This window comes from Escherichia sp. TW09308 (assembly GCF_000208565.1).
Lineage (GTDB): Bacteria > Pseudomonadota > Gammaproteobacteria > Enterobacterales > Enterobacteriaceae > Escherichia > Escherichia marmotae.
Map to the genome: position 1 here is coordinate 2,313,480 of NZ_AEME01000001.1, position 22,526 is coordinate 2,336,005.

Genomic DNA, 22,526 nt, shown 5'->3' on the forward strand with positions numbered 1-22,526 from the left:
CCACTCTTCTTTGAGGTGCAAAGTGTTAAAAAAATGTCTTCCTTTGCTGTTGCTGTGCACAGCGCCCGTTTTTGCGAAACCTGTTCTGACCGTCTATACCTACGACTCCTTCGCTGCCGACTGGGGGCCAGGTCCGGTAGTCAAAAAAACCTTTGAAGCCGACTGTCATTGCGAACTGAAACTGGTGGCGCTGGAAGATGGCGTCTCGCTGCTCAACCGTCTGCGGATGGAAGGTAAAAACAGCAAAGCCGATGTGGTGCTGGGTCTGGATAACAATCTGTTAGATGCCGCCAGCAAAACCGGGCTGTTTACCAAAAGCGGCGTGTCAGCGGATGCGATCAATGTACCCGGCGGCTGGAATAATGACACTTTCGTACCATTTGATTACGGCTACTTCGCCTTCGTCTATGACAAGAACAAACTGAAAAATCCGCCGCAAAGCCTGAAAGAACTGGTTGAGAGCGATCAAAACTGGCGGGTGATTTATGAAGATCCACGCACCAGTACGCCAGGTCTGGGTCTGCTGCTGTGGATGCAAAAAGTCTATGGCGATGACGCCCCGCAAGCCTGGCAGAAACTGGCGAAGAAAACCGTCACCGTCACCAAAGGCTGGAGCGAAGCCTATGGCCTGTTTTTAAAAGGCGAAAGCGATCTGGTATTGAGCTACACCACTTCTCCGGCTTATCACATTCTCGAAGAGAAGAAAGATAACTACGCCGCCGCCAACTTTAGCGAAGGTCACTATCTGCAAGTGGAAGTCGCCGCCCGCACCGCTGCCAGCAAGCAGCCGGAGCTGGCACAAAAATTCCTCCAGTTTATGGTTTCTCCGGCTTTCCAGAATGCGATCCCAACCGGCAACTGGATGTATCCGGTAGCAAACGTCACACTACCTGCCGGTTTTGAACAACTGACCAAACCGGCCACCACGCTGGAATTCACGCCAGCCGAAGTGGCGGCACAACGTCAGGCATGGATTAGCGAATGGCAACGCGCCGTCAGCCGTTAATTCCTGGCTGGTTAATTCCAGGTGTAAGCGCCGCCACGCTGGTGGTGGTGGTTGCACTGGCGGCGTTTCTCGCGCTGTGGTGGAACGCGCCGCAGGGGGACTGGGCAACAATATGGCAGGACAGCTACCTGTGGCATGTGGTGCGCTTCTCCTTCTGGCAGGCGTTTCTCTCTGCGCTGCTCTCTGTCGTGCCCGCAATATTCCTCGCCCGCGCCCTCTACCGCAGGCGCTTTCCGGGGCGGCTGGCGCTGTTGCGTCTGTGCGCTATGACCTTAATCCTGCCTGTGCTGGTCGCTGTTTTCGGCATTCTTAGCGTTTATGGTCGCCGGGGCTGGCTGGCATCGCTCTGGCAATCGCTTGGGCTGGAGTGGACTTTTTCGCCCTACGGCCTGCAAGGCATTTTGCTGGCGCACGTATTTTTTAATCTGCCGATGGCGAGCCGCTTATTACTCCAGGCACTGGAAAACATCCCCGGTGAACAACGTCAACTTGCCGCCCAGCTTGGGATGCGCGGCTGGCATTTTTTCCGCTTCGTCGAATGGCCGTGGTTACGGCGACAAATCCCGCCGGTTGCTGCGCTTATCTTTATGCTCTGTTTCGCCAGCTTCGCCACCGTGCTGGCGCTGGGCGGCGGGCCACAGGCGACGACTATCGAACTGGCAATCTATCAGGCGCTGAGTTACGACTACGATCCCGCCCGCGCAGCAATGCTGGCGCTGATCCAGATGGTGTGCTGTCTGGGACTGGTGTTGTTGAGCCAACGATTAAGTAAGGCCATCGCCCCCGGCACTACGCTGCTGCACGGTTGGCGCGACCCGGACGATCGTCTGCACAGCCGCATTTGCGATACGGTGCTGATCGTGCTGGCGCTGCTGTTGTTGCTGCCACCGTTACTGGCGGTGATCGTTGATGGCGTGAATTACCAGTTGCCAGAAGTGCTGGCGCAACCGGTACTGTGGCAGGCACTGTGGACCTCATTGCGCATCGCGCTGGCGGCAGGCGTATTGTGCGTAGTGCTGACCATGATGCTGCTGTGGAGCAGTCGCGAACTGCGGGCGCGGCAGAAAATGCTGGCTGGTCAGACACTGGAGATGAGCGGAATGCTGATCCTCGCCATGCCCGGCATTGTGCTGGCAACGGGCTTCTTTTTATTGCTCAACAACACTACTGGCCTGCCACAATCTGCTGACGGCATTGTGATTTTCACCAATGCGCTAATGGCGATCCCTTACGCGCTGAAAGTGCTGGAAAACCCGATGCGCGATATCACCGCCCGCTACAGCATGTTGTGTCAGTCGTTGGGCATTGAAGGCTGGTCGCGTTTAAAAGTGGTCGAGCTGCGCGCCCTGAAACGTCCGCTGGCGCAGGCACTGGCTTTTGCCTGCGTGCTGTCGATTGGTGATTTTGGTGTGGTGGCATTGTTCGGTAACGATGATTTCCGCACCCTGCCGTTTTATCTCTACCAGCAAATTGGCTCTTACCGCAGCCAGGACGGCGCGGTCACCGCATTAATTCTGCTGCTGCTCTGTTTTCTGCTGTTTACCATGATTGAAAAACTACCGGGGCGAAATGTTAAGACTGACTGATATCACCTGGCTTTATCACCATTTGCCAATGCGTTTTAGCTTAACGGTGGAACGCGGCGAGCAAGTGGCGATCCTCGGGCCAAGCGGCGCAGGTAAAAGTACCCTGCTGAATTTGATCGCCGGTTTTCTGACGCCAGCCAGCGGTTCGCTGACTATCGACGGTATTGATCACACGACGACACCGCCGTCACGCCGTCCGGTATCAATGCTGTTTCAGGAGAACAACCTGTTCAGCCACCTGACGGTAGCGCAGAACATCGGGCTGGGATTGAATCCGGGATTGAAGTTGAACGCAATACAGCAGGAGAAAATGCACGCAATCGCCCGTCAGATGGGGATTGATAATTTAATGGCACGGTTACCGGGTGAGCTTTCCGGCGGCCAGCGGCAGCGCGTGGCGTTAGCGCGCTGTCTGGTACGTGAACAGCCCATTTTATTGCTTGATGAACCGTTCTCCGCACTCGATCCGGCGCTGCGTCAGGAGATGTTGACGCTGGTGAGCACGAGCTGCCAGCAGCAAAAAATGACGCTATTGATGGTGTCACATAGCGTAGAAGATGCCGCGCGGATCGCCACGCGCTCGGTGGTGGTTGCCGACGGGCGCATCGCCTGGCAGGGGAAGACAAATGAGTTATTGAGCGGTAAGGCGAGTGCTTCGGCGCTGTTGGGAATTAAAGGCTAATATGCACTGTCGGATGCGGCGTGAACGCCTTATCCGACCTACGGGGGCGTATTGTGGGCCTGATAAGACGCGGCAAGCGTCGCATCAGGCGCCCCGTACAAGACTATGCCCCTAAACCCCAACCACTTTACGCAAAATATCGATATACACCGGCATCAACGGATGGCGAATCAACACCACCAGCGCCACTACCCCAACGCCAGAAATTAGCGGCGTCAGCCACAGCAGATGACCACGCGACAAATAATGGCTTAAGCGATCGGTTACTTTGCCACTGCGCCATAACCGCCAGCACAACCAGCCGCCAACCCACAAAAACACCGCCGTTACCAGCAATAACCACTTAAATTCACCGCTCTGCATCCCGGCAGGAATATCAATCGCCGCCCCCGCCAGAATCCCCGGCAGGAAGTAAAACGGTGGCCACAGCAGGCAGCCGATAATATTTGGCGTAATAAATTTTGCTACGGGCAGATCCAACATCCCTGCCACCATTGGCACCAGCGGACGCGTCGGGCCGACAAAACGACCGACCAGAATGGTAAACATGCTGTGTTGATGCAACGCATGTTCGGTTTTATCGAGCAACGCTTTGTTTTTCTTCAGAAACGACCAACGATGGAGCGGCTTTTTAAAACGCCAGCCCAGCCAGAAAGAGATCCAGTCCCCCATCAGGCAGCCAACAATCCCCGCCAGCCAGGCGTGCCAGAAACTTAACTCGCCGCTGCCAATCAGCGCTCCCAGCCCCGCCATCAGTACCGTACCGGGCAAAATCAAACCGACCAGCGCCAGCGACTCCAGAAAAGCCACCAATACCACCGCCATCAGCGAATAAACGGTGGATTGGGTAATAAAGTGTTCCAGCAATGCTTGCATAATGTGCCTGTCAAATGGACGAAGCAGGGATTCTGCAAACCCAATGCTACTCCGTCAAGCCGTCAATTCTCTGATTCGTTACCAGTTATGACAACCTGACAGCTACATCATTCACTTTTTCTTCACAACCAGCACGGAACTCGCTTGGGCTGGCCCCAGTACATTTTTTAAATACCCGCGAGAAATAGAGTTGATCATCAAAGCCAACATTGCGCCCGACCGTCGCGATAGGCATCCGGGTTGTACTCAATAGCAGCTTCGCCTGGCTAATGCGTTGATCCTCACGCCAGCTTAAGACGCTAATCCCTAACTGCTGACGGAACAAATGCGACAAACGCGACGGCGACAGGCAGACATGCTGTGCAACGCTGGCGATATCAAAATTGCTGTCTGCCAGGTGGTCGCTGATGTACTGACAAGCCTCGCGTACCCGATTATCCATTGGCGGATGCATCGACTCATTGATCGCTTCCATCCGCCGCAGTAACAATTGCTCAAGAAGATTTATCGCCAGCAGTTCCGAATAGCGCCCTTCTCCTTGTCCGGCGTTAATAATTTGCCCAAACAACTCGCTGAAATGCGGCTGGTGCGCTTCGTCCGGGCGAAAGAAACCGGTATTGGCAAATATCGACGGCCAGTTAAGCCATTCGTGCCAGTAGGCGCGAGGACGAAAGTAAACCCACTGGTGATACCATTCACGAGCCTCCGGATGACGACCGTAGTGATGAATTTCTCCCGGCGGGAACAACAAAATATCCCCCGGTCGGCAAACAAATTCTCGTCCCTGATTTTTCACCACACCCTGTCCACGAATGGTGAGATTGAGAATATAGCCTTTCATTCCCAGCGGTCGGTCGATAAAAAAATCGAGATAACCGTTGGCCTCAATCGGTGTTAAACCCGCCACCAGATGGGCGTTAAACGAGTAACCCGGCAGCAAGGGATCATTTTGCGCTTCAGCCATACTTTTCATACTCCCGCCGTTCAGAGAAGAAACCAATTGTCCATATTGCATCAGACATTACCGTCACTGCGTCTTTTACTGGCTCTTCTCGCTAATCCAACCGGCAACCCCGCTTGTGAAAAGCATTTTGTAACAAAGGGGGCCGAAAGCCATGACAAAAACGCGTAACAAAAGTGTCTATAATGACGGCAGAAAAGTCCACATTGATTATTTGCACGGCGTCACACTTTGCTATGCCATAGCATTTTTATCCATAAGATTAGCGAATACTGCCTGACTGTTTTTATCGCAACTCTCTACTGTTTCTCCATACCCGTTTTTTTGGATGGAGTGAAACGATGGCGATTGCAATTGGCCTCGATTTTGGCAGTGATTCTGTGCGAGCTTTGGCGGTGGACTGCGCCACCGGTGAAGAGATCGCCACCAGCGTAGAGTGGTATCCCCGTTGGCAGGAAGGGCAATTTTGTGATGCCCCAAATAACCAGTTCCGTCATCATCCACGTGACTACATTGAGTCAATGGAAGCGGCGCTAAAAACTGTGCTTGCAGAGCTTAACGCCGAACAACGCGCGGATGTGGTCGGCATTGGTGTGGATAGCACGGGCTCCACGCCTGCACCAATCGACGCCGACGGCAACGTGCTGGCGCTACGCCCGGAGTTTGCTGAAAACCCGAACGCGATGTTCGTCTTGTGGAAAGACCACACAGCGGTTGAAGAAGCGGAAGAGATCACCCGCTTGTGTCACGCACCCGGCAAAGTTGACTATTCTCGTTATATTGGCGGTATTTATTCCAGCGAATGGTTCTGGGCGAAAATACTCCACGTTACCCGCCAGGACAGCGCCGTGGCGCAATCAGCCGCGTCGTGGATTGAGCTATGTGACTGGGTGCCAGCCCTGCTCTCTGGCACCACTCGCCCGCAAGATATCCGTCGCGGGCGTTGCAGCGCCGGACACAAATCACTGTGGCATGAAAGCTGGGGCGGTCTTCCACCAGCCAGTTTCTTTGATGAGTTGGACCCGCTCCTCAATCGACATTTGCCCTCCCCGCTGTTTACTGACACCTGGACTGCCGATATTCCAGTTGGCACTTTATGCCCGGAATGGGCGCAGCGTCTCGGTCTGCCTGAAAGCGTAGTGATTTCTGGTGGCGCGTTTGACTGCCATATGGGCGCGGTCGGCGCGGGCGCACAGCCTAACGCACTGGTAAAAGTGATCGGTACTTCTACCTGCGACATTCTCATTGCCGACAAACACAGCGTTGGCGAGCGCGCAGTGAAAGGTATTTGCGGTCAGGTTGATGGCAGTGTAGTGCCTGGGTTTATCGGCCTGGAAGCCGGTCAGTCAGCATTTGGTGATATCTACGCCTGGTTTGGTCGCGTACTCGGCTGGCCGCTGGAACAACTTGCCGCCCGGCATCCGGAACTGAAAGAACAAATCAACGCCAGCCAGAAACAACTGTTACCTGCGCTGACCGAGGCGTGGGCCAAAAATCCGTCTCTGGATCACCTGCCGGTGGTACTCGACTGGTTTAACGGTCGCCGCACGCCAAACGCTAACCAACGCCTGAAAGGGGTGATTACCGATCTGAACCTCGCTACCGATGCTCCTCTGCTGTTTGGCGGTTTGATTGCCGCTACCGCCTTTGGCGCGCGCGCAATTATGGAGTGCTTCACCGGGCAGGGGATCGCCGTCAATAACGTGATGGCGCTGGGCGGCATCGCCCGCAAAAACCAGGTCATTATGCAGGCCTGCTGCGACGTGCTGAATCGCCCGCTACAAATTGTCGCTTCTGACCAGTGCTGCGCGCTCGGCGCAGCGATTTTCGCCGCCGTTGCTGCAAAAGTGCACTCAGATATCCCATCAGCACAACAAAAAATGGCCAGCGCGGTCGAGAAAACGCTGCAACCGCGCAGCGAACAGGCACAACACTTTGAACAGCTTTATCGCCGCTATCAGCAGTGGGCGATGAGCGCCGAACAACACTATCTTCCAACTTCTGCCCCGGCACAGGCTGCCCAGGCCGTTCCGACTCTATAAGGACACGATAATGACGATTTTTGATAATTATGAAGTGTGGTTTGTCATTGGCAGCCAGCATCTGTATGGCCCGGAAACCCTGCGTCAGGTCACCCAACATGCCGAGCACGTCGTTAAGGCGCTGAATACGGAAGCGAAACTGCCCTGTAAACTGGTGCTGAAACCACTGGGCACCACGCCGGATGAAATCACCGCGATTTGCCGTGACGCCAATTATGACGATCGTTGCGCGGGTCTGGTGGTGTGGCTGCACACTTTCTCCCCGGCCAAAATGTGGATCAACGGATTGACCATCCTCAACAAACCACTGCTGCAATTCCACACCCAGTTTAACGCTGCATTACCGTGGGACAGCATCGATATGGACTTTATGAACCTGAACCAGACCGCACACGGCGGCCGCGAGTTCGGCTTCATCGGCGCTCGTATGCGCCAGCAACATGCCGTGGTCACCGGTCACTGGCAGGATAAACAAGCTCATGAACGTATCGGCTCCTGGATGCGCCAGGCTGTGTCTAAACAGGATACCCGTCATCTGAAAGTCTGCCGCTTTGGCGACAATATGCGTGAAGTGGCGGTCACTGACGGCGATAAAGTTGCCGCGCAGATCAAGTTCGGTTTCTCCGTTAATACCTGGGCAGTTGGCGACCTGGTGCAGGTGGTGAACTCGATCAGCGATGGCGATGTCAACGCGCTGGTTGATGAGTACGAAAGCAGCTACACCATGACGCCTGCCACACAGATCCACGGTGAAAAACGGCAGAACGTGCTGGAAGCGGCACGGATTGAGCTGGGAATGAAGCGTTTCCTGGAACAAGGTGGCTTCCACGCGTTCACTACCACCTTTGAAGATCTGCACGGTCTGAAACAACTCCCTGGTCTCGCCGTACAACGTCTGATGCAACAGGGCTATGGCTTTGCGGGCGAAGGCGACTGGAAAACTGCCGCCCTGCTTCGCATCATGAAGGTGATGTCAACCGGTCTGCAGGGCGGCACCTCCTTTATGGAGGACTATACCTATCATTTCGAGAAAGGTAATGACCTGGTGCTCGGCTCCCACATGCTGGAAGTCTGTCCGTCGATCGCGGCGGAAGAGAAACCGATCCTCGACGTTCAGCACCTTGGTATTGGCGGTAAAGATGATCCTGCCCGCCTGATCTTCAACACTCAAACTGGCCCGGCCATCGTCGCCAGCCTGATTGATCTCGGTGATCGTTATCGTCTGCTGGTTAATTGCATCGATACGGTGAAAACGCCGCACTCCCTGCCGAAACTGCCGGTGGCGAATGCACTGTGGAAAGCGCAACCGGATCTGCCAACCGCTTCCGAAGCGTGGATCCTCGCTGGTGGCGCACACCATACCGTCTTCAGTCATGCGCTGAACCTGAACGATATGCGCCAGTTTGCCGAGATGCACGACATTGAAATCACGGTGATTGATAACGACACCCGCCTGCCTGCGTTTAAAGACGCGCTGCGCTGGAACGAAGTGTATTACGGATTTCGTCACTAAGTAGCCGCATCAGGTATGTAACGCCTGATGCGACGCTGGCGCGTCTTATCAGGCCTACACGCTGCGATTTTGTAGGCCGGATAAGCAAAGCGCATCCGGCATTCAGCGCCTGATGCAACGCTGGCGCGTCTTATCAGGCCTGCGATTGCGAGCCGAAGGCTGATTTTGTAGGCCGGATAAGCAAAGCGCATCCGGCATTCAGCACCTGATGCAACGCTGGCGCGTCTTATCAGGCCTGCGATTACGAGCCGAAGGCTGATTTTGTAGGCCGGATAAGCAAAGCGCATCCGGCACGAAGGAGTCAACATGTTAGAAGATCTCAAACGTCAGGTATTAGAAGCCAACCTGGCGCTCCCAAAACACAACCTGGTCACACTGACCTGGGGCAACGTCAGCGCCGTTGATCGCGAGCGCGGCGTCTTTGTGATCAAACCTTCCGGCGTCGATTACAGCATCATGACCGCCGACGATATGGTCGTGGTCAGCATCGAAACCGGTGAAGTGGTTGAAGGAACGAAAAAGCCCTCCTCCGACACGCCAACTCACCGGCTGCTCTATCAGGCATTCCCGTCCATCGGCGGCATTGTGCACACCCACTCCCGCCATGCCACGATCTGGGCACAGGCAGGCCAGTCAATCCCGGCAACTGGCACTACCCACGCCGACTATTTCTACGGCACCATTCCCTGCACCCGCAAAATGACCGATGCGGAAATCAACGGCGAATATGAGTGGGAAACCGGTAATGTCATCGTCGAAACCTTCGAAAAACAGGGTATCGATGCGGCGCAAATGCCTGGCGTGCTGGTGCATTCTCACGGCCCGTTTGCGTGGGGTAAAAACGCCGAAGATGCGGTACACAACGCCATCGTGCTGGAAGAAGTCGCTTATATGGGGATTTTCTGCCGCCAGTTAGCGCCACGGTTACCGGATATGCAGCAAACGCTGCTGGACAAGCACTACCTGCGTAAACATGGCGCGAAGGCGTATTACGGGCAGTGATGACTGTATAAAACCACAGCCAATCGACCGAAACCAGGCTATACTCAAGCCTGGTTTTTTGATGGATTTTCAGCGTGGCGCAGGCAGGTTTTATCTTAACCCGACACTGGCGGGATACCCCGCAAGGAACCGAAGTTTCCTTTTGGTTAGCGACGGACAACGGGCCGTTACACGTTACGCTTGCGCCGCAAGAATCCGTGGCGTTTATTCCCACCGATCAGGTTCCCCGCGCCCAGCTCATTTTGCAAAGTGAGCAAGGATTTCGTCTGACGCCGCTGGCGTTAAAGGATTTTCACCGCCAGCCAGTACATGGCCTTTACTGTCGCGCCCATCGCCAGTTGATGAATTACGAAAAGCGCCTGCGTGAAGCTGGCGTCACCGTTTACGAGGCCGATGTGCGTCCGCCAGAACGTTATCTGATGGAGCGTTTTATCACCGCTCCGGTGTGGGTCGACGGTGATTTCCGTGATGGCGCTATCGTCAACGCCCGTCTGAAACCTAATCCCGACTATCGTCCGCCGCTCAAGTGGGTTTCTATTGATATTGAAACCACCCGCCACGGTGAGCTGTACTGTATCGGCCTGGAAGGTTGCGGGCAGCGCATCGTTTATATGCTGGGGCCAGAGAATGGCGACGCCTCCGCGCTCAATTTCGATCTGGAGTATGTTGCCAGCCGTCCGCAACTACTGGAAAAACTCAACGCCTGGTTTGCAACTCACGATCCGGATGTGATCATCGGCTGGAACGTAGTGCAGTTCGATCTACGGATGCTGCAAAAACATGCCGAGCGTTATCGCATTCCCCTGCGTCTGGGGCGCGATAACAGTGAGCTGGAGTGGCGCGAGCACGGCTTTAAAAACGGTGTCTTTTTCGCCCAGGCCAAAGGTCGGCTGATTATCGATGGTATTGAAGCGCTGAAATCTGCGTTCTGGAATTTCTCTTCGTTTTCGCTGGAAACCGTTGCCCAGGAATTGTTAGGCGAAGGCAAATCTGTCGATAACCCGTGGGATCGCATGGACGAAATTGACCGCCGTTTCACCGAAGATAAGCCTGCACTGGCGACTTATAACCTGAAAGATTGCGAACTGGTCACACAGATCTTCCATAAAACCGAGATCATGCCATTTTTACTCGAACGAGCGACGGTGAACGGCCTGCCGGTTGACAGGCACGGCGGTTCGGTGGCTGCGTTTGGTCATCTCTATTTTCCGCGTATGCATCGCGCCGGATATGTCGCCCCCAATCTCGGTGAAGTGCCGCCTCACGCCAGCCCTGGCGGCTATGTGATGGATTCACGACCCGGACTTTATGATTCGGTGTTGGTGCTGGACTACAAAAGCCTGTACCCGTCGATCATCCGCACCTTTCTGATTGATCCCGTCGGGTTGGTGGAAGGCATGGCGCAGCCTGATCCAGAGCACAGCACAGAAGGTTTTCTCGATGCGTGGTTTTCGCGGGAGAAACATTGCCTGCCGGAGATTGTGACTAACATCTGGCACGGGCGTGATGAAGCCAAACGCCAGGGCAATAAGCCGCTGTCGCAGGCGCTGAAGATCATTATGAATGCCTTTTATGGCGTGCTCGGCACCACCGCCTGTCGATTCTTCGATCCGCGCCTGGCGTCGTCGATCACCATGCGCGGCCATCAGATCATGCGACAAACCAAAGCGTTAATTGAAGCACAGGGTTATGACGTGATCTACGGTGACACCGACTCAACATTTGTCTGGCTGAAAGGCGCACATTGCGAAGAAGAGGCGGCGAAAATCGGTCGCGCACTGGTACAGCACGTTAACGCCTGGTGGGCGGAAACGCTGCAAAAACAACGGCTGACCAGCGCACTGGAACTGGAGTATGAAACTCATTTCTGCCGTTTTCTGATGCCTACCATTCGCGGAGCTGATACCGGCAGTAAAAAGCGTTATGCCGGGCTGATTCAGGAAGGCGACAAGCAACGGATGGTGTTTAAAGGACTGGAAACCGTGCGTACCGACTGGACACCGCTGGCTCAGCAGTTTCAGCAGGAGCTGTATTTGCGTGTCTTTCGCAATGAACCGTATCAGGAATACGTGCGCGAAACTATCGACAAACTGATGGCGGGCGAACTGGATGCCCGACTGGTTTACCGTAAACGGCTCCGCCGCCCGCTAAGCGAATATCAACGAAATGTGCCGCCTCACGTACGCGCTGCTCGCCTTGCCGATGAAGAAAACCAAAAGCGCGGCCGCCCCTTGCAATACCAGAACCGCGGCACCATTAAGTACGTATGGACCACCAACGGCCCGGAGCCGCTGGACTATCAACGTTCGCCGCTGGATTACGAACACTATCTGACCCGCCAGCTTCAACCTGTGGCGGAAGGAATACTCCCCTTTATTGAGGATAATTTTGCTACACTTATGACCGGGCAACTTGGGCTATTTTGAGCAAAAAAAGAGTTCGTCAGATGCCATTTTGATGCGTGACGAAAGCGCCGCCATCCAGTACCATAGCGCCCTTTCCATTCCTGGACCTGAATAACACCACTACCGCATTAGCCTGGTAGCGGGTAGTTATTGCCTGCAATTAAAGATATAGAGCCAAACACATATGCCTTTTACACTTGGTCAACGCTGGATCAGCGATACAGAAAGCGAATTAGGACTTGGAACCGTTGTCGCGGTGGATGCGCGAACTGTCACTTTACTTTTCCCATCTACTGGTGAAAACCGTCTGTATGCACGCAGTGATTCTCCCGTGACCCGCGTGATGTTCAACCCTGGTGATACCATTACCAGCCATGACGGCTGGCAGATGCAAGTCGAAGAAGTAAAAGAAGAAAATGGCTTGCTGACCTATATCGGTACTCGCCTGGATACCGAAGAGTCCGGCGTGGCTCTGCGTGAAGTTTTCCTTGATAGCAAGCTGGTGTTCAGCAAACCGCAGGATCGTCTGTTTGCCGGGCAGATTGACCGTATGGACCGCTTTGCGTTGCGTTATCGCGCGCGTAAGTATTCCAGCGAACAGTTCCGTATGCCGTACAGTGGCCTGCGCGGTCAGCGTACCAGCCTGATCCCGCATCAGCTCAACATCGCGCATGATGTCGGCCGCCGCCATGCGCCGCGTGTCCTGCTGGCTGACGAAGTCGGTTTAGGGAAAACCATTGAAGCCGGGATGATCCTGCATCAGCAACTACTGTCTGGCGCTGCCGAGCGTGTGCTGATTATCGTGCCGGAAACCTTGCAACATCAGTGGCTGGTAGAAATGCTGCGCCGCTTCAACCTGCGTTTTGCGCTGTTTGATGACGAGCGTTACGCCGAAGCCCAGCACGACGCCTACAACCCGTTCGATACCGAACAACTGGTGATTTGCTCGCTAGATTTTGCCCGCCGCAGCAAACAGCGTCTGGAACATCTGTGCGAAGCCGAATGGGATCTTCTGGTTGTCGATGAAGCGCACCACCTGGTGTGGAGCGAAGATGCGCCGAGCCGTGAATATCAGGCCATTGAACAACTGGCAGAGCATGTGCCTGGCGTTCTGCTGCTGACCGCAACCCCGGAACAACTGGGGATGGAAAGCCACTTTGCCCGCCTGCGTCTGCTGGACCCGAACCGTTTCCACGATTTCGCGCAATTCGTTGAAGAGCAAAAAAATTATCGTCCGGTGGCCGATGCCGTTGCCATGCTGCTGGCTGGTAACAAACTGAGCAACGACGAGCTGAACATGTTAGGTGAAATGATTGGCGAGCAGGACATCGAACCGCTATTGCAGGCTGCAAACAGCGACAGTGAAGATGCCCAGAGCGCCCGTCAGGAGCTGGTTTCCATGCTGATGGATCGCCACGGCACCAGCCGCGTGCTGTTCCGTAACACGCGTAATGGCGTAAAAGGCTTCCCGAAACGCGAACTGCACACCATTAAGCTGCCGCTGCCGACGCAGTATCAGACGGCAATTAAAGTGTCCGGCATTATGGGCGCACGTAAGAGTGCGGAAGATCGCGCTCGCGATATGCTCTACCCGGAACGTATTTATCAGGAATTTGAAGGCGATAACGCCACCTGGTGGAACTTCGATCCGCGCGTTGAGTGGTTGATGGGCTACCTGACCAGCCACCGCTCGCAGAAAGTGCTGGTGATCTGCGCCAAAGCTGCCACCGCGCTGCAACTGGAGCAGGTACTGCGCGAGCGTGAAGGTATCCGCGCAGCCGTGTTCCACGAAGGCATGTCGATTATCGAACGTGACCGCGCTGCCGCCTGGTTTGCAGAAGAAGACACCGGCGCGCAGGTACTGCTGTGCTCAGAAATCGGTTCTGAAGGGCGTAACTTCCAGTTCGCCAGCCACATGGTGATGTTCGATCTGCCGTTCAACCCGGATCTGCTGGAACAGCGTATTGGTCGTCTGGATCGTATCGGTCAGGCGCACGATATTCAGATCCACGTACCTTATCTGGAGAAAACAGCCCAGTCGGTACTGGTGCGCTGGTATCACGAAGGTCTGGATGCATTCGAGCACACCTGCCCGACCGGACGCGCTATCTACGATAGTGTGTACAACGATCTGATTAACTACCTGGCTTCACCGGATCAAACCGAAGGCTTTGATGAGTTGATCAAAAATTGCCGCGAGCAACATGAAGCCCTGAAAGCGCAACTGGAGCAGGGCCGTGACCGTCTGCTGGAGATCCATTCCAACGGCGGCGAAAAAGCCCAGGCGCTGGCTGAAAGCATTGAAGAACAGGATGACGATACCAACCTGATCGCCTTCGCCATGAACCTGTTCGATATTATTGGTATCAACCAGGACGATCGTGGCGACAACCTGATCGTACTGACGCCTTCCGATCATATGCTGGTGCCGGACTTCCCGGGTTTGTCGGAAGACGGTATTACCATCACCTTCGACCGTGAAGTAGCGCTGGCGCGTGAAGATGCACAGTTTATTACCTGGGAGCATCCGCTGATCCGCAACGGTCTGGATCTGATCCTTTCTGGCGATACCGGCAGTAGCACGATTTCGCTGCTAAAAAACAAAGCGCTGCCTGTAGGCACGCTGTTGCTGGAGCTGATTTACGTGGTTGAAGCACAGGCACCGAAGCAGTTGCAACTCAACCGCTTCCTGCCGCCGACACCAGTGCGTATGCTGCTGGATAAAAACGGCAACAACCTGGCGGCGCAGGTAGAGTTTGAAACCTTCAACCGTCAGCTTAACGCAGTGAATCGCCACACCGGTAGCAAGCTGGTTAACGCTGTGCAGCAAGAGGTTCACGCCATTCTGCAACTGGGCGAAGCGCAGATTGAGAAGTCTGCCCGTGCATTGATTGATGCGGCACGTAACGAAGCCGACGAAAAACTGTCTGCGGAACTGTCGCGTCTGGAAGCACTGCGCGCGGTTAACCCGAACATTCGTGACGACGAACTGGCTGCCATTGAGAGCAACCGTCAGCAGGTTATGGAAAGTCTGGATCAGGCAGGCTGGCGTCTGGATGCCCTGCGTTTGATCGTTGTAACGCATCAGTAACGGAGCCGAAGATGGGGATGGAAAACTACAATCCGCCGCAGGACCCCTGGCTGGTTGTCCTGTATCAGGATGATCACATTATGGTGGTCAACAAGCCGAGTGGGTTGTTGTCTGTGCCGGGGCGTCTGGAGGAGCACAAAGACAGCGTGATGACGCGCATTCAGCGTGATTATCCGCAGGCGGAATCGGTACATCGCCTGGATATGGCCACCAGCGGCGTGATTGTAGTGGCGCTGACTAAAGCCGCGGAGCGAGAATTAAAACGTCAGTTCCGCGAGCGCGAGCCGAAAAAGCAGTATGTGGCTCGCGTCTGGGGGCATCCATCCCCCGCCGAAGGTCTGGTCGATCTGCCACTGATTTGCGACTGGCCAAACCGCCCGAAACAGAAAGTCTGTTACGAAACGGGTAAGCCTGCGCAGACGGAATATGAAGTGGTGGAGTATGCGGCGGATAACACCGCAAGAGTGGTGTTAAAGCCGATTACCGGACGTTCTCATCAGCTACGTGTGCATATGCTGGCGCTGGGTCATCCGATTCTTGGCGATCGTTTTTATGCTTCACCAGAAGCGAGAGCGATGGCACCGCGGTTATTGTTACATGCAGAGATGTTGACGATTACCCATCCGGCATATGGCAATAGTATGACGTTTAAAGCGCCAGCGGATTTTTAATCGTCACGCTGGCGAAGTTCGGTAGGCCGGAGAAGGCGTTCACGCCGCATCCGGCAATTTTGCGCCGATTGCCTGATGCGACGCGGGCCGCGTCTTATCAGGCCTACAATTTGAAACTTATTTAAATCCTTTCTGCTGCTTAATCAGCTCATACGCTTGCTGAATTTCCTGTGCTTTCTGTTTCGCCATCTCCATCATCTCCGGCGGTAGACCTTTCGCCACCAGCTTATCCGGATGATGTTCGCTCATTAGCTTACGGTAGGCACGTTTAATGGTGGTCGCCTCATCCGTCGGCTTCACACCCAGCACATTACAGGCATCTTCCAGCGTCGGGCCTCGTTGCGCCTGCTGCCAGTTGCCACCGCCAGACTGTTGCTGATAACCGCCACCAAACTGCGCACCGCCCTGCATCATACGCAAGAACTGGTCAAACTGGGCGCGGGAGATCCCTAACTCTTCGGCAATCACATACAGCACTGCGCGTTCATTTGGATGCAGCGAACCATCGGCAAACGCCGCCTGAATCTGGATCTCCAGAAACATACGAATTAAGTCAAAACGACCAAAGCAGACACTGCGAAACTGTCGCATCTTTTCGCGCAGTGGGTAATTGTCTGATTTTCCGACCCGGAACGCATTTTGCGCCGCTGTACGGGAAGCGCCGTGTAAATTCATCCGATCCATGAGCAATGTGGCGACATGAATATCAGCCTCAGTAACACGTCCTTTGGATTTGGTTAAATGCCCCATCACTTCAAACGTGGTGGCAAAAAACAGCGCCTGACGCTCACGCTGGTTGGCGAACCACGCCATTTTGCGGCCACGGGCTTTATCAAACATATGGCCGATTAACAGACCTAATATAACGCCCCAAAAGCCGCCGCCCATCAGTAAGGCCACGGCCACGCCAATGATTTTTCCCCAATACTGCATATATTCCCCAAATCGACAGACGGATATCAGGGCTATCTCCCACAATATAAAGGTGCTTTTACCGTTTTCCGGCTGCGGTCAATTGTGGGACATCGCCTATAATTTGCATTATCATACCTGTCATTCAATGCCGTGCCTAACACCACTGACGCTATTCGGACAGGATTAACACTAGCGTAGAGATGACGAGTACGTTAGTCTCTGACCGTTTGTCACGCGCAACGTTACCGATGATGGAACAATAAAATCAACGTATGAAAAAACGTATCCCCACTCTCCTGGCCACCATGATTGCCACCGCCCTTTATAGTCAACAGGGACTGGCAGCCGACCTCGCCTCACAGTGTATGTTGGGCGTGCCAAGCTATGACCGTCCTCTGGTACAGGGCGATACTAACGACTTACCCGTGACGATTAATGCTGACCATGCAAAGGGGAATTACCCCGATGACGCCGTGTTTACTGGCAGCGTGGATATCATGCAGGGTAACAGCCGTCTGCAGGCCGACGAAGTGCAGCTCCATCAAAAAGAGGCACCAGGACAACCGGAACCTGTACGTACCGTTGATGCGCTCGGTAACGTCCATTACGACGATAACCAGGTGATCCTCAAGGGGCCGAAAGGTTGGACGAATCTGAACACCAAAGATACCAACGTCTGGGAAGGTGATTACCAGATGGTGGGTCGCCAGGGGCGCGGTAAGGCGGACCTGATGAAACAGCGTGGCGAAAACCGCTACACCATTCTGGATAACGGTAGCTTTACCTCCTGTCTGCCTGGTTCTGATACATGGAGCGTGGTAGGTAGCGAAATTATTCATGACCGCGAAGAACAAGTCGCAGAGATCTGGAACGCCCGCTTTAAAGTGGGTCCGGTTCCGATCTTTTATAGCCCGTATCTGCAGTTGCCGGTGGGTGACAAACGCCGTTCAGGTTTCTTGATCCCGAACGCCAAGTACACATCTACCAACTATTTTGAGTTCTACCTGCCATATTACTGGAACATCGCGCCAAATATGGATGCCACCATCACGCCGCATTATATGCATCGTCGTGGCAACATTATGTGGGAAAACGAATTCCGTTATCTCACCCAGGCGGGTGCTGGCTTGATGGAGCTGGACTATCTACCTTCGGATAAAGTCTATGAAGATGAACATCCAGAAGATAGCAATTCACGTCGTTGGTTGTTCTACTGGCAACACTCCGGGGTCATGGATCAGGTGTGGCGCTTTAACATTGACTACACCAAAGTTAGCGACCCTACCTATTTCAATGATTTCGATAACAAGTACGGTTCCAGTACTGATGGTTACGCAACGCAAAAATTCAGCGTTGGCTATGCGGTGCAGAATTTTGACGCCACTCTTTCGACCAAACAGTTCCAGGTCTTTGACAATAACAGTGGTAACAGCTACGCCGCTGAACCGCAGTTAGACGTCAACTACTACCATAACGATCTCGGTCCGTTTGATACCCGCATCTATGGCCAGGCAGTGCATTTTGTGAATACCAATAGCAATATGCCAGAAGCTACGCGTCTGCACCTGGAACCGACTATCAATCTCCCGTTGTCGAATAACTGGGGAAGCCTGAATACCGAAGCCAAACTGATGGCGACGCATTATCAGCAGACCAATCTCGACTGGTATAACAGCAATCCACAAAATAATAAGTTGGCAGACTCTGTTAACCGTGTAATGCCGCAATTTAAAGTTGACGGAAAAATGGTCTTTGAGCGCGATATGGAAATGCTGGCACCGGGTTACACCCAAACGCTGGAACCGCGTGCGCAATACCTGTACGTGCCGTATCGCGATCAGAGCGATATCTACAACTACGATTCTGCTTTGTTGCAATCCGACTACTCGGGCCTGTTCCGGGATCGGACTTACGGTGGTCTTGACCGTATTGCTTCTGCTAACCAGGTAACGACCGGTGTCACAACTCGCGTATATGATGACGCAGCCGTTGAACGTTTTAATATTTCCGTTGGTCAAATCTACTATTTCACGGAGTCTCGCACCGGCGATGACAACATAAAATGGGAGAATGACGACAAAACTGGCTCACTGGTATGGGCAGGCGATACTTACTGGCGCATCTCCGAGCGTTGGGGGCTGCGTGGCGGGATTCAGTACGATACTCGTCTGGATAACGTAGCAACCAGTAGCTCCAGCATTGAATACCGTCGGGATGAAGACCGTCTGGTGCAGTTCAACTACCGTTACGCCAGCCCGGAATATATTCAGGCTACATTGCCTAAATACTATTCCACTGCCGAACAGTATAAGAACGGTATTTCGCAGGTAGGTGCCGTCGCCAGTTGGCCGATTGCCGATCGTTGGTCAATCGTTGGAGCCTACTACTACGATACCAATGCGAACAAGCAGGCCGACTCAATGTTAGGTGTGCAATACAGCTCCTGCTGCTATGCGATTCGCGTCGGTTACGAGCGGAAGCTGAACGGTTGGGATAACGATAAACAACATGCGGTATATGACAACGCAATCGGCTTTAACATCGAACTGCGCGGCCTGAGTTCCAACTACGGTCTGGGTACGCAAGAGATGCTACGTTCGAACATTCTGCCGTATCAAAACTCTTTGTGATTTGTTGATTTACCACGTAATCCGCAGTGCGGTTAATTGAAATGGAAAAAGTATGAAGAACTGGAAAACGCTGCTTCTCGGTATCGCGATGATCGCGAATACCAGTTTCGCTGCCCCCCAGGTAGTCGATAAAGTCGCAGCCGTCGTCAATAACGGCGTCGTGCTGGAAAGCGACGTTGATGGATTAATGCAGTCGGTAAAAATGAATGCCGCCCAGGCAAGGCAGCAACTTCCTGATGACGCGACACTGCGCCACCAAATCATGGAGCGTTTGATCATGGATCAAATCCTCCTGCAGATGGGGCAGAAAATGGGAGTAAAAATCTCCGATGAGCAGCTCGATCAGGCGATTGCTAACATTGCCAAACAGAACAACATGACGCTGGATCAGATGCGCAGCCGTCTGGCCTACGATGGACTGAACTACAACACCTATCGTAACCAGATCCGCAAAGAGATGATTATCTCTGAAGTGCGTAACAACGAAGTACGTCGTCGCATCACTATCCTGCCGCAGGAAGTTGAAGCTCTGGCGCAGCAGGTCGGTAATCAGAATGATGCCAGCACTGAACTGAACTTGAGCCACATCCTGATCCCGCTGCCGGAAAATCCGTCTTCTGAGCAGGTGAACGAAGCGGAAACGCAGGCGCGCGCCATTGTCGATCAGGCTCGTAACGGCGCTGATTTCGGTAAGCTGGCGATCGCTCACTCTGCCGATCAGCAGGCGCTGAACGGTGGCCAGATGGGCTGGGGACGCATTCAGGAACTGCCAGGGATTTTCGCCCAGGCATTAAGTACCGCGAAGAAAGGCGATATTGTTGGTCCGATTCGTTCCGGCGTCGGCTTCCACATTCTGAAAGTTAACGACCTGCGCGGCGAAAGCAAAAATATCTCGGTGACCGAAGTACACGCTCGCCATATTCTGCTGAAACCATCTCCGATCATGACTGACGAACAGGCCCGCGTGAAACTGGAACAGATTGCTGCCGATATCAAGAGTGGCAAAACCACGTTTGCCGCTGCGGCGAAAGAGTTCTCCCAGGATCCCGGCTCTGCTAACCAGGGCGGCGATCTCGGCTGGGCTACGCCAGATATTTTTGATCCGGCCTTCCGTGACGCGCTGACCCGTCTGAACAAAGGTCAAATGAGCGCACCGGTTCACTCTTCATTCGGCTGGCATTTAATCGAACTGCTGGATACCCGTAATGTTGATAAAACCGATGCGGCGCAGAAAGATCGTGCTTACCGGATGCTGATGAACCGTAAGTTCTCGGAAGAAGCAGCAAGCTGGATGCAGGAACAACGCGCCAGCGCCTATGTGAAAATTTTGAGCAACTAATGGTTAAAACCCAACGTGTTGTGATCACTCCCGGCGAGCCAGCCGGGATTGGCCCGGACTTAGTTGTCCAGCTTGCACAACGTGAGTGGCCGGTCGAACTGGTTGTTTGTGCCGATGCCACTCTCCTTACCGACCGGGCAGCGATGCTCGGTTTGCCGCTTACCCTCCGCCCTTATTCCCCCAACTCCCCTGCGCAACCGCAAACTGCGGGCACATTAACGCTGCTTCCTGTCGCGCTACGTGCATCTGTAACTGTGGGTCAATTAGCGGTTGAAAATGGGCATTATGTGGTGGAGACGCTGGCGCGAGCGTGCGATGGCTGCCTGAACGGTGAATTTGCCGCGCTGATCACCGGGCCGGTGCATAAAGGCGTCATTAACGACGCCGGTATTCCGTTTACCGGTCATACCGAGTTTTTCGAAGAACGCTCGCAGGCGAAAAAAGTGGTGATGATGCTGGCGACCGAAGAACTTCGCGTCGCGCTGGCAACCACGCATTTACCGCTGCGCGATATTGCTGACGCCATCACCCCACAACTTCTGCACGAAGTGATTGCTATTTTACATCACGATTTGCGTACGAAATTTGGCATTGCCGAACCGCGGATTCTGGTCTGTGGCCTGAATCCGCACGCGGGCGAAGGCGGTCATATGGGCACGGAAGAGATAGACACCATCATTCCAGTGCTCGACGAGTTACGGGCGCAGGGGATGAAACTCAACGGGCCGCTGCCTGCCGATACCCTGTTTCAGCCTAAATATCTCGACAACGCCGACGCGGTGCTGGCGATGTACCACGATCAGGGTCTTCCCGTGCTAAAATACCAGGGCTTCGGGCGCGGTGTGAACATTACGCTGGGCCTGCCCTTTATTCGCACATCTGTTGACCACGGCACCGCGCTGGAACTGGCGGGACGTGGCAAAGCTGATGTCGGCAGTTTTATTACGGCGCTTAATCTCGCCATCAAAATGATTGTTAATACCCAATGAATAAACGAGTCCACCAGGGCCACTTAGCCCGTAAACGCTTCGGGCAAAACTTTCTCAACGATCAGTTCGTGATCGACAGCATTGTTTCTGCCATTAACCCGCAGAAGGGTCAGGCGATGGTCGAAATCGGCCCCGGTCTGGCAGCGTTGACCGAGCCTGTCGGTGAGCGTCTGGATCAACTGACGGTCATCGAACTTGACCGCGATCTGGCGGCACGTCTGCAAACGCATCCGTTCTTAGGCCCGAAACTGACGATTTATCAGCAGGATGCAATGACCTTTAACTTCGGTGAACTGGCCGAGAAAATGGGTCAGCCGCTACGTGTTTTCGGTAACCTGCCATATAACATCTCCACACCGTTGATGTTCCATCTGTTTAGCTATACTGATGCCATTGCCGACATGCACTTTATGTTGCAAAAAGAGGTGGTGAATCGTCTGGTTGCAGGACCGAACAGCAAAGCGTATGGTCGATTAAGCGTCATGGCGCAATATTATTGCAACGTGATCCCGGTGCTGGAAGTACCGCCATCAGCCTTTACACCACCACCAAAAGTGGATTCCGCCGTCGTGCGCCTGGTTCCTCATGCAACGATGCCTTACCCGGTTAAAGATGTTCGCGTGTTAAGCCGTATCACCACCGAAGCCTTTAACCAGCGTCGTAAAACCATTCGTAACAGTCTCGGCAATCTGTTTAGCGTCGAGGTGTTAACAGGAATGGGCATCGACCCGGCGATGCGAGCGGAAAACATCTCTGTCGCGCAATATTGCCAGATGGCGAACTATCTGGCGGAGAACGCGCCTTTGCAGGAGAGTTAA

16 protein-coding genes are annotated in these 22,526 nt (G+C 54.0%); 13 read left to right on the forward strand and 3 right to left on the reverse strand.

What is annotated here, in order from left to right:
• The first annotated feature begins 22 nt into the window (after positions 1–22).
• The 3 genes from thiB to thiQ are packed head-to-tail and all read left to right on the forward strand — an operon-like array spanning position 23 to position 3,274.
• The gene (gene thiB, locus ESM_RS0111060; RefSeq protein WP_010378132.1) at positions 23–1,006 is read left to right on the forward strand and encodes a thiamine ABC transporter substrate binding subunit; all 984 of its coding nucleotides are present in this window, start codon (positions 23–25) and stop codon (positions 1,004–1,006) included.
• A complete protein-coding gene (gene thiP / locus ESM_RS0111065; protein WP_000235719.1) occupies positions 982–2,592 on the forward strand; it encodes a thiamine/thiamine pyrophosphate ABC transporter permease ThiP in 1,611 nt (536 codons plus the stop codon). The genes thiB and thiP overlap by 25 nt, the downstream gene beginning before the upstream one ends.
• A complete protein-coding gene (gene thiQ / locus ESM_RS0111070; RefSeq protein ID WP_000945249.1) occupies positions 2,576–3,274 on the forward strand; it encodes a thiamine ABC transporter ATP-binding protein ThiQ in 699 nt (232 codons plus the stop codon). Before thiP ends, thiQ begins: the two co-directional genes overlap by 17 nt.
• Before the next feature lie 111 nt (positions 3,275–3,385).
• On the opposite strand, the gene ESM_RS0111075 is transcribed toward thiQ, so the two are convergent.
• Positions 3,386–4,150, reverse strand: a complete 765-nt coding sequence (locus tag ESM_RS0111075) for a DedA family protein (RefSeq protein WP_001148417.1) — start codon at positions 4,148–4,150, stop codon at positions 3,386–3,388.
• A gap of 85 nt (positions 4,151–4,235) precedes the next feature.
• Entirely contained in the window at positions 4,236–5,114 is an 879-nt protein-coding gene (gene araC / locus ESM_RS0111080; RefSeq protein WP_001517733.1) for an arabinose operon transcriptional regulator AraC, read from the reverse strand.
• Between the two features lie 338 nt (positions 5,115–5,452).
• Here araC and araB point away from each other — a divergent pair, with 338 nt between their 5' ends.
• The 6 genes from araB to rluA all read left to right on the forward strand — a co-directional run bounded on the left by araB (position 5,453) and on the right by rluA (position 15,835).
• Positions 5,453–7,153, forward strand: coding sequence for a ribulokinase (gene araB / locus ESM_RS0111085; protein ID WP_000951828.1), 1,701 nt, complete (start codon positions 5,453–5,455; stop codon positions 7,151–7,153).
• Positions 7,154–7,163: 10 nt separating this feature from the next.
• Entirely contained in the window at positions 7,164–8,666 is a 1,503-nt protein-coding gene (gene araA / locus ESM_RS0111090; RefSeq protein WP_000151713.1) for an L-arabinose isomerase, read from the forward strand.
• A gap of 306 nt (positions 8,667–8,972) precedes the next feature.
• Complete coding sequence (gene araD / locus ESM_RS0111095; protein WP_000888659.1) at positions 8,973–9,668, forward strand: L-ribulose-5-phosphate 4-epimerase; 696 nt, start codon at positions 8,973–8,975, stop codon at positions 9,666–9,668.
• Between the two features lie 74 nt (positions 9,669–9,742).
• Positions 9,743–12,094, forward strand: a complete 2,352-nt coding sequence (polB, locus tag ESM_RS0111100) for a DNA polymerase II (RefSeq protein WP_000035592.1) — start codon at positions 9,743–9,745, stop codon at positions 12,092–12,094.
• Between the two features lie 163 nt (positions 12,095–12,257).
• Complete coding sequence (gene rapA, locus ESM_RS0111105) at positions 12,258–15,164, forward strand: RNA polymerase-associated protein RapA (protein WP_001116999.1); 2,907 nt, start codon at positions 12,258–12,260, stop codon at positions 15,162–15,164.
• An 11-nt stretch (positions 15,165–15,175) separates the two neighbouring features.
• A complete protein-coding gene (gene rluA / locus ESM_RS0111110; protein WP_000525162.1) occupies positions 15,176–15,835 on the forward strand; it encodes a bifunctional tRNA pseudouridine(32) synthase/23S rRNA pseudouridine(746) synthase RluA in 660 nt (219 codons plus the stop codon).
• A gap of 117 nt (positions 15,836–15,952) precedes the next feature.
• Here the strand turns inward: rluA and djlA are convergent, their stop codons facing one another.
• Positions 15,953–16,768, reverse strand: a complete 816-nt coding sequence (djlA, locus tag ESM_RS0111115; protein WP_001200563.1) for a co-chaperone DjlA — start codon at positions 16,766–16,768, stop codon at positions 15,953–15,955.
• Between the two features lie 254 nt (positions 16,769–17,022).
• Between djlA and lptD the strand changes: the two genes are divergently transcribed.
• Genes lptD through rsmA form a run of 4 tightly spaced genes read left to right on the forward strand, consistent with a single transcriptional unit; the run spans position 17,023 to position 22,526 of the window.
• Positions 17,023–19,380 carry an LPS assembly protein LptD gene (lptD, locus tag ESM_RS0111120; RefSeq protein ID WP_000746182.1) on the forward strand — a complete coding sequence of 786 codons (2,358 nt, stop codon included), beginning with the start codon at positions 17,023–17,025 and terminating at the stop codon, positions 19,378–19,380.
• Positions 19,381–19,432: 52 nt separating this feature from the next.
• On the forward strand, positions 19,433–20,719 hold the full coding sequence (gene surA / locus ESM_RS0111125) for a peptidylprolyl isomerase SurA (protein WP_000800488.1): 1,287 nt from the start codon (positions 19,433–19,435) through the stop codon (positions 20,717–20,719).
• Positions 20,719–21,708 carry a 4-hydroxythreonine-4-phosphate dehydrogenase PdxA gene (pdxA, locus tag ESM_RS0111130; protein ID WP_000241241.1) on the forward strand — a complete coding sequence of 330 codons (990 nt, stop codon included), beginning with the start codon at positions 20,719–20,721 and terminating at the stop codon, positions 21,706–21,708. Before surA ends, pdxA begins: the two co-directional genes overlap by 1 nt.
• Positions 21,705–22,526: a 16S rRNA (adenine(1518)-N(6)/adenine(1519)-N(6))-dimethyltransferase RsmA gene (gene rsmA, locus ESM_RS0111135; RefSeq protein ID WP_001042778.1), complete on the forward strand. Its 822-nt coding sequence runs from the start codon at positions 21,705–21,707 to the stop codon at positions 22,524–22,526. Before pdxA ends, rsmA begins: the two co-directional genes overlap by 4 nt.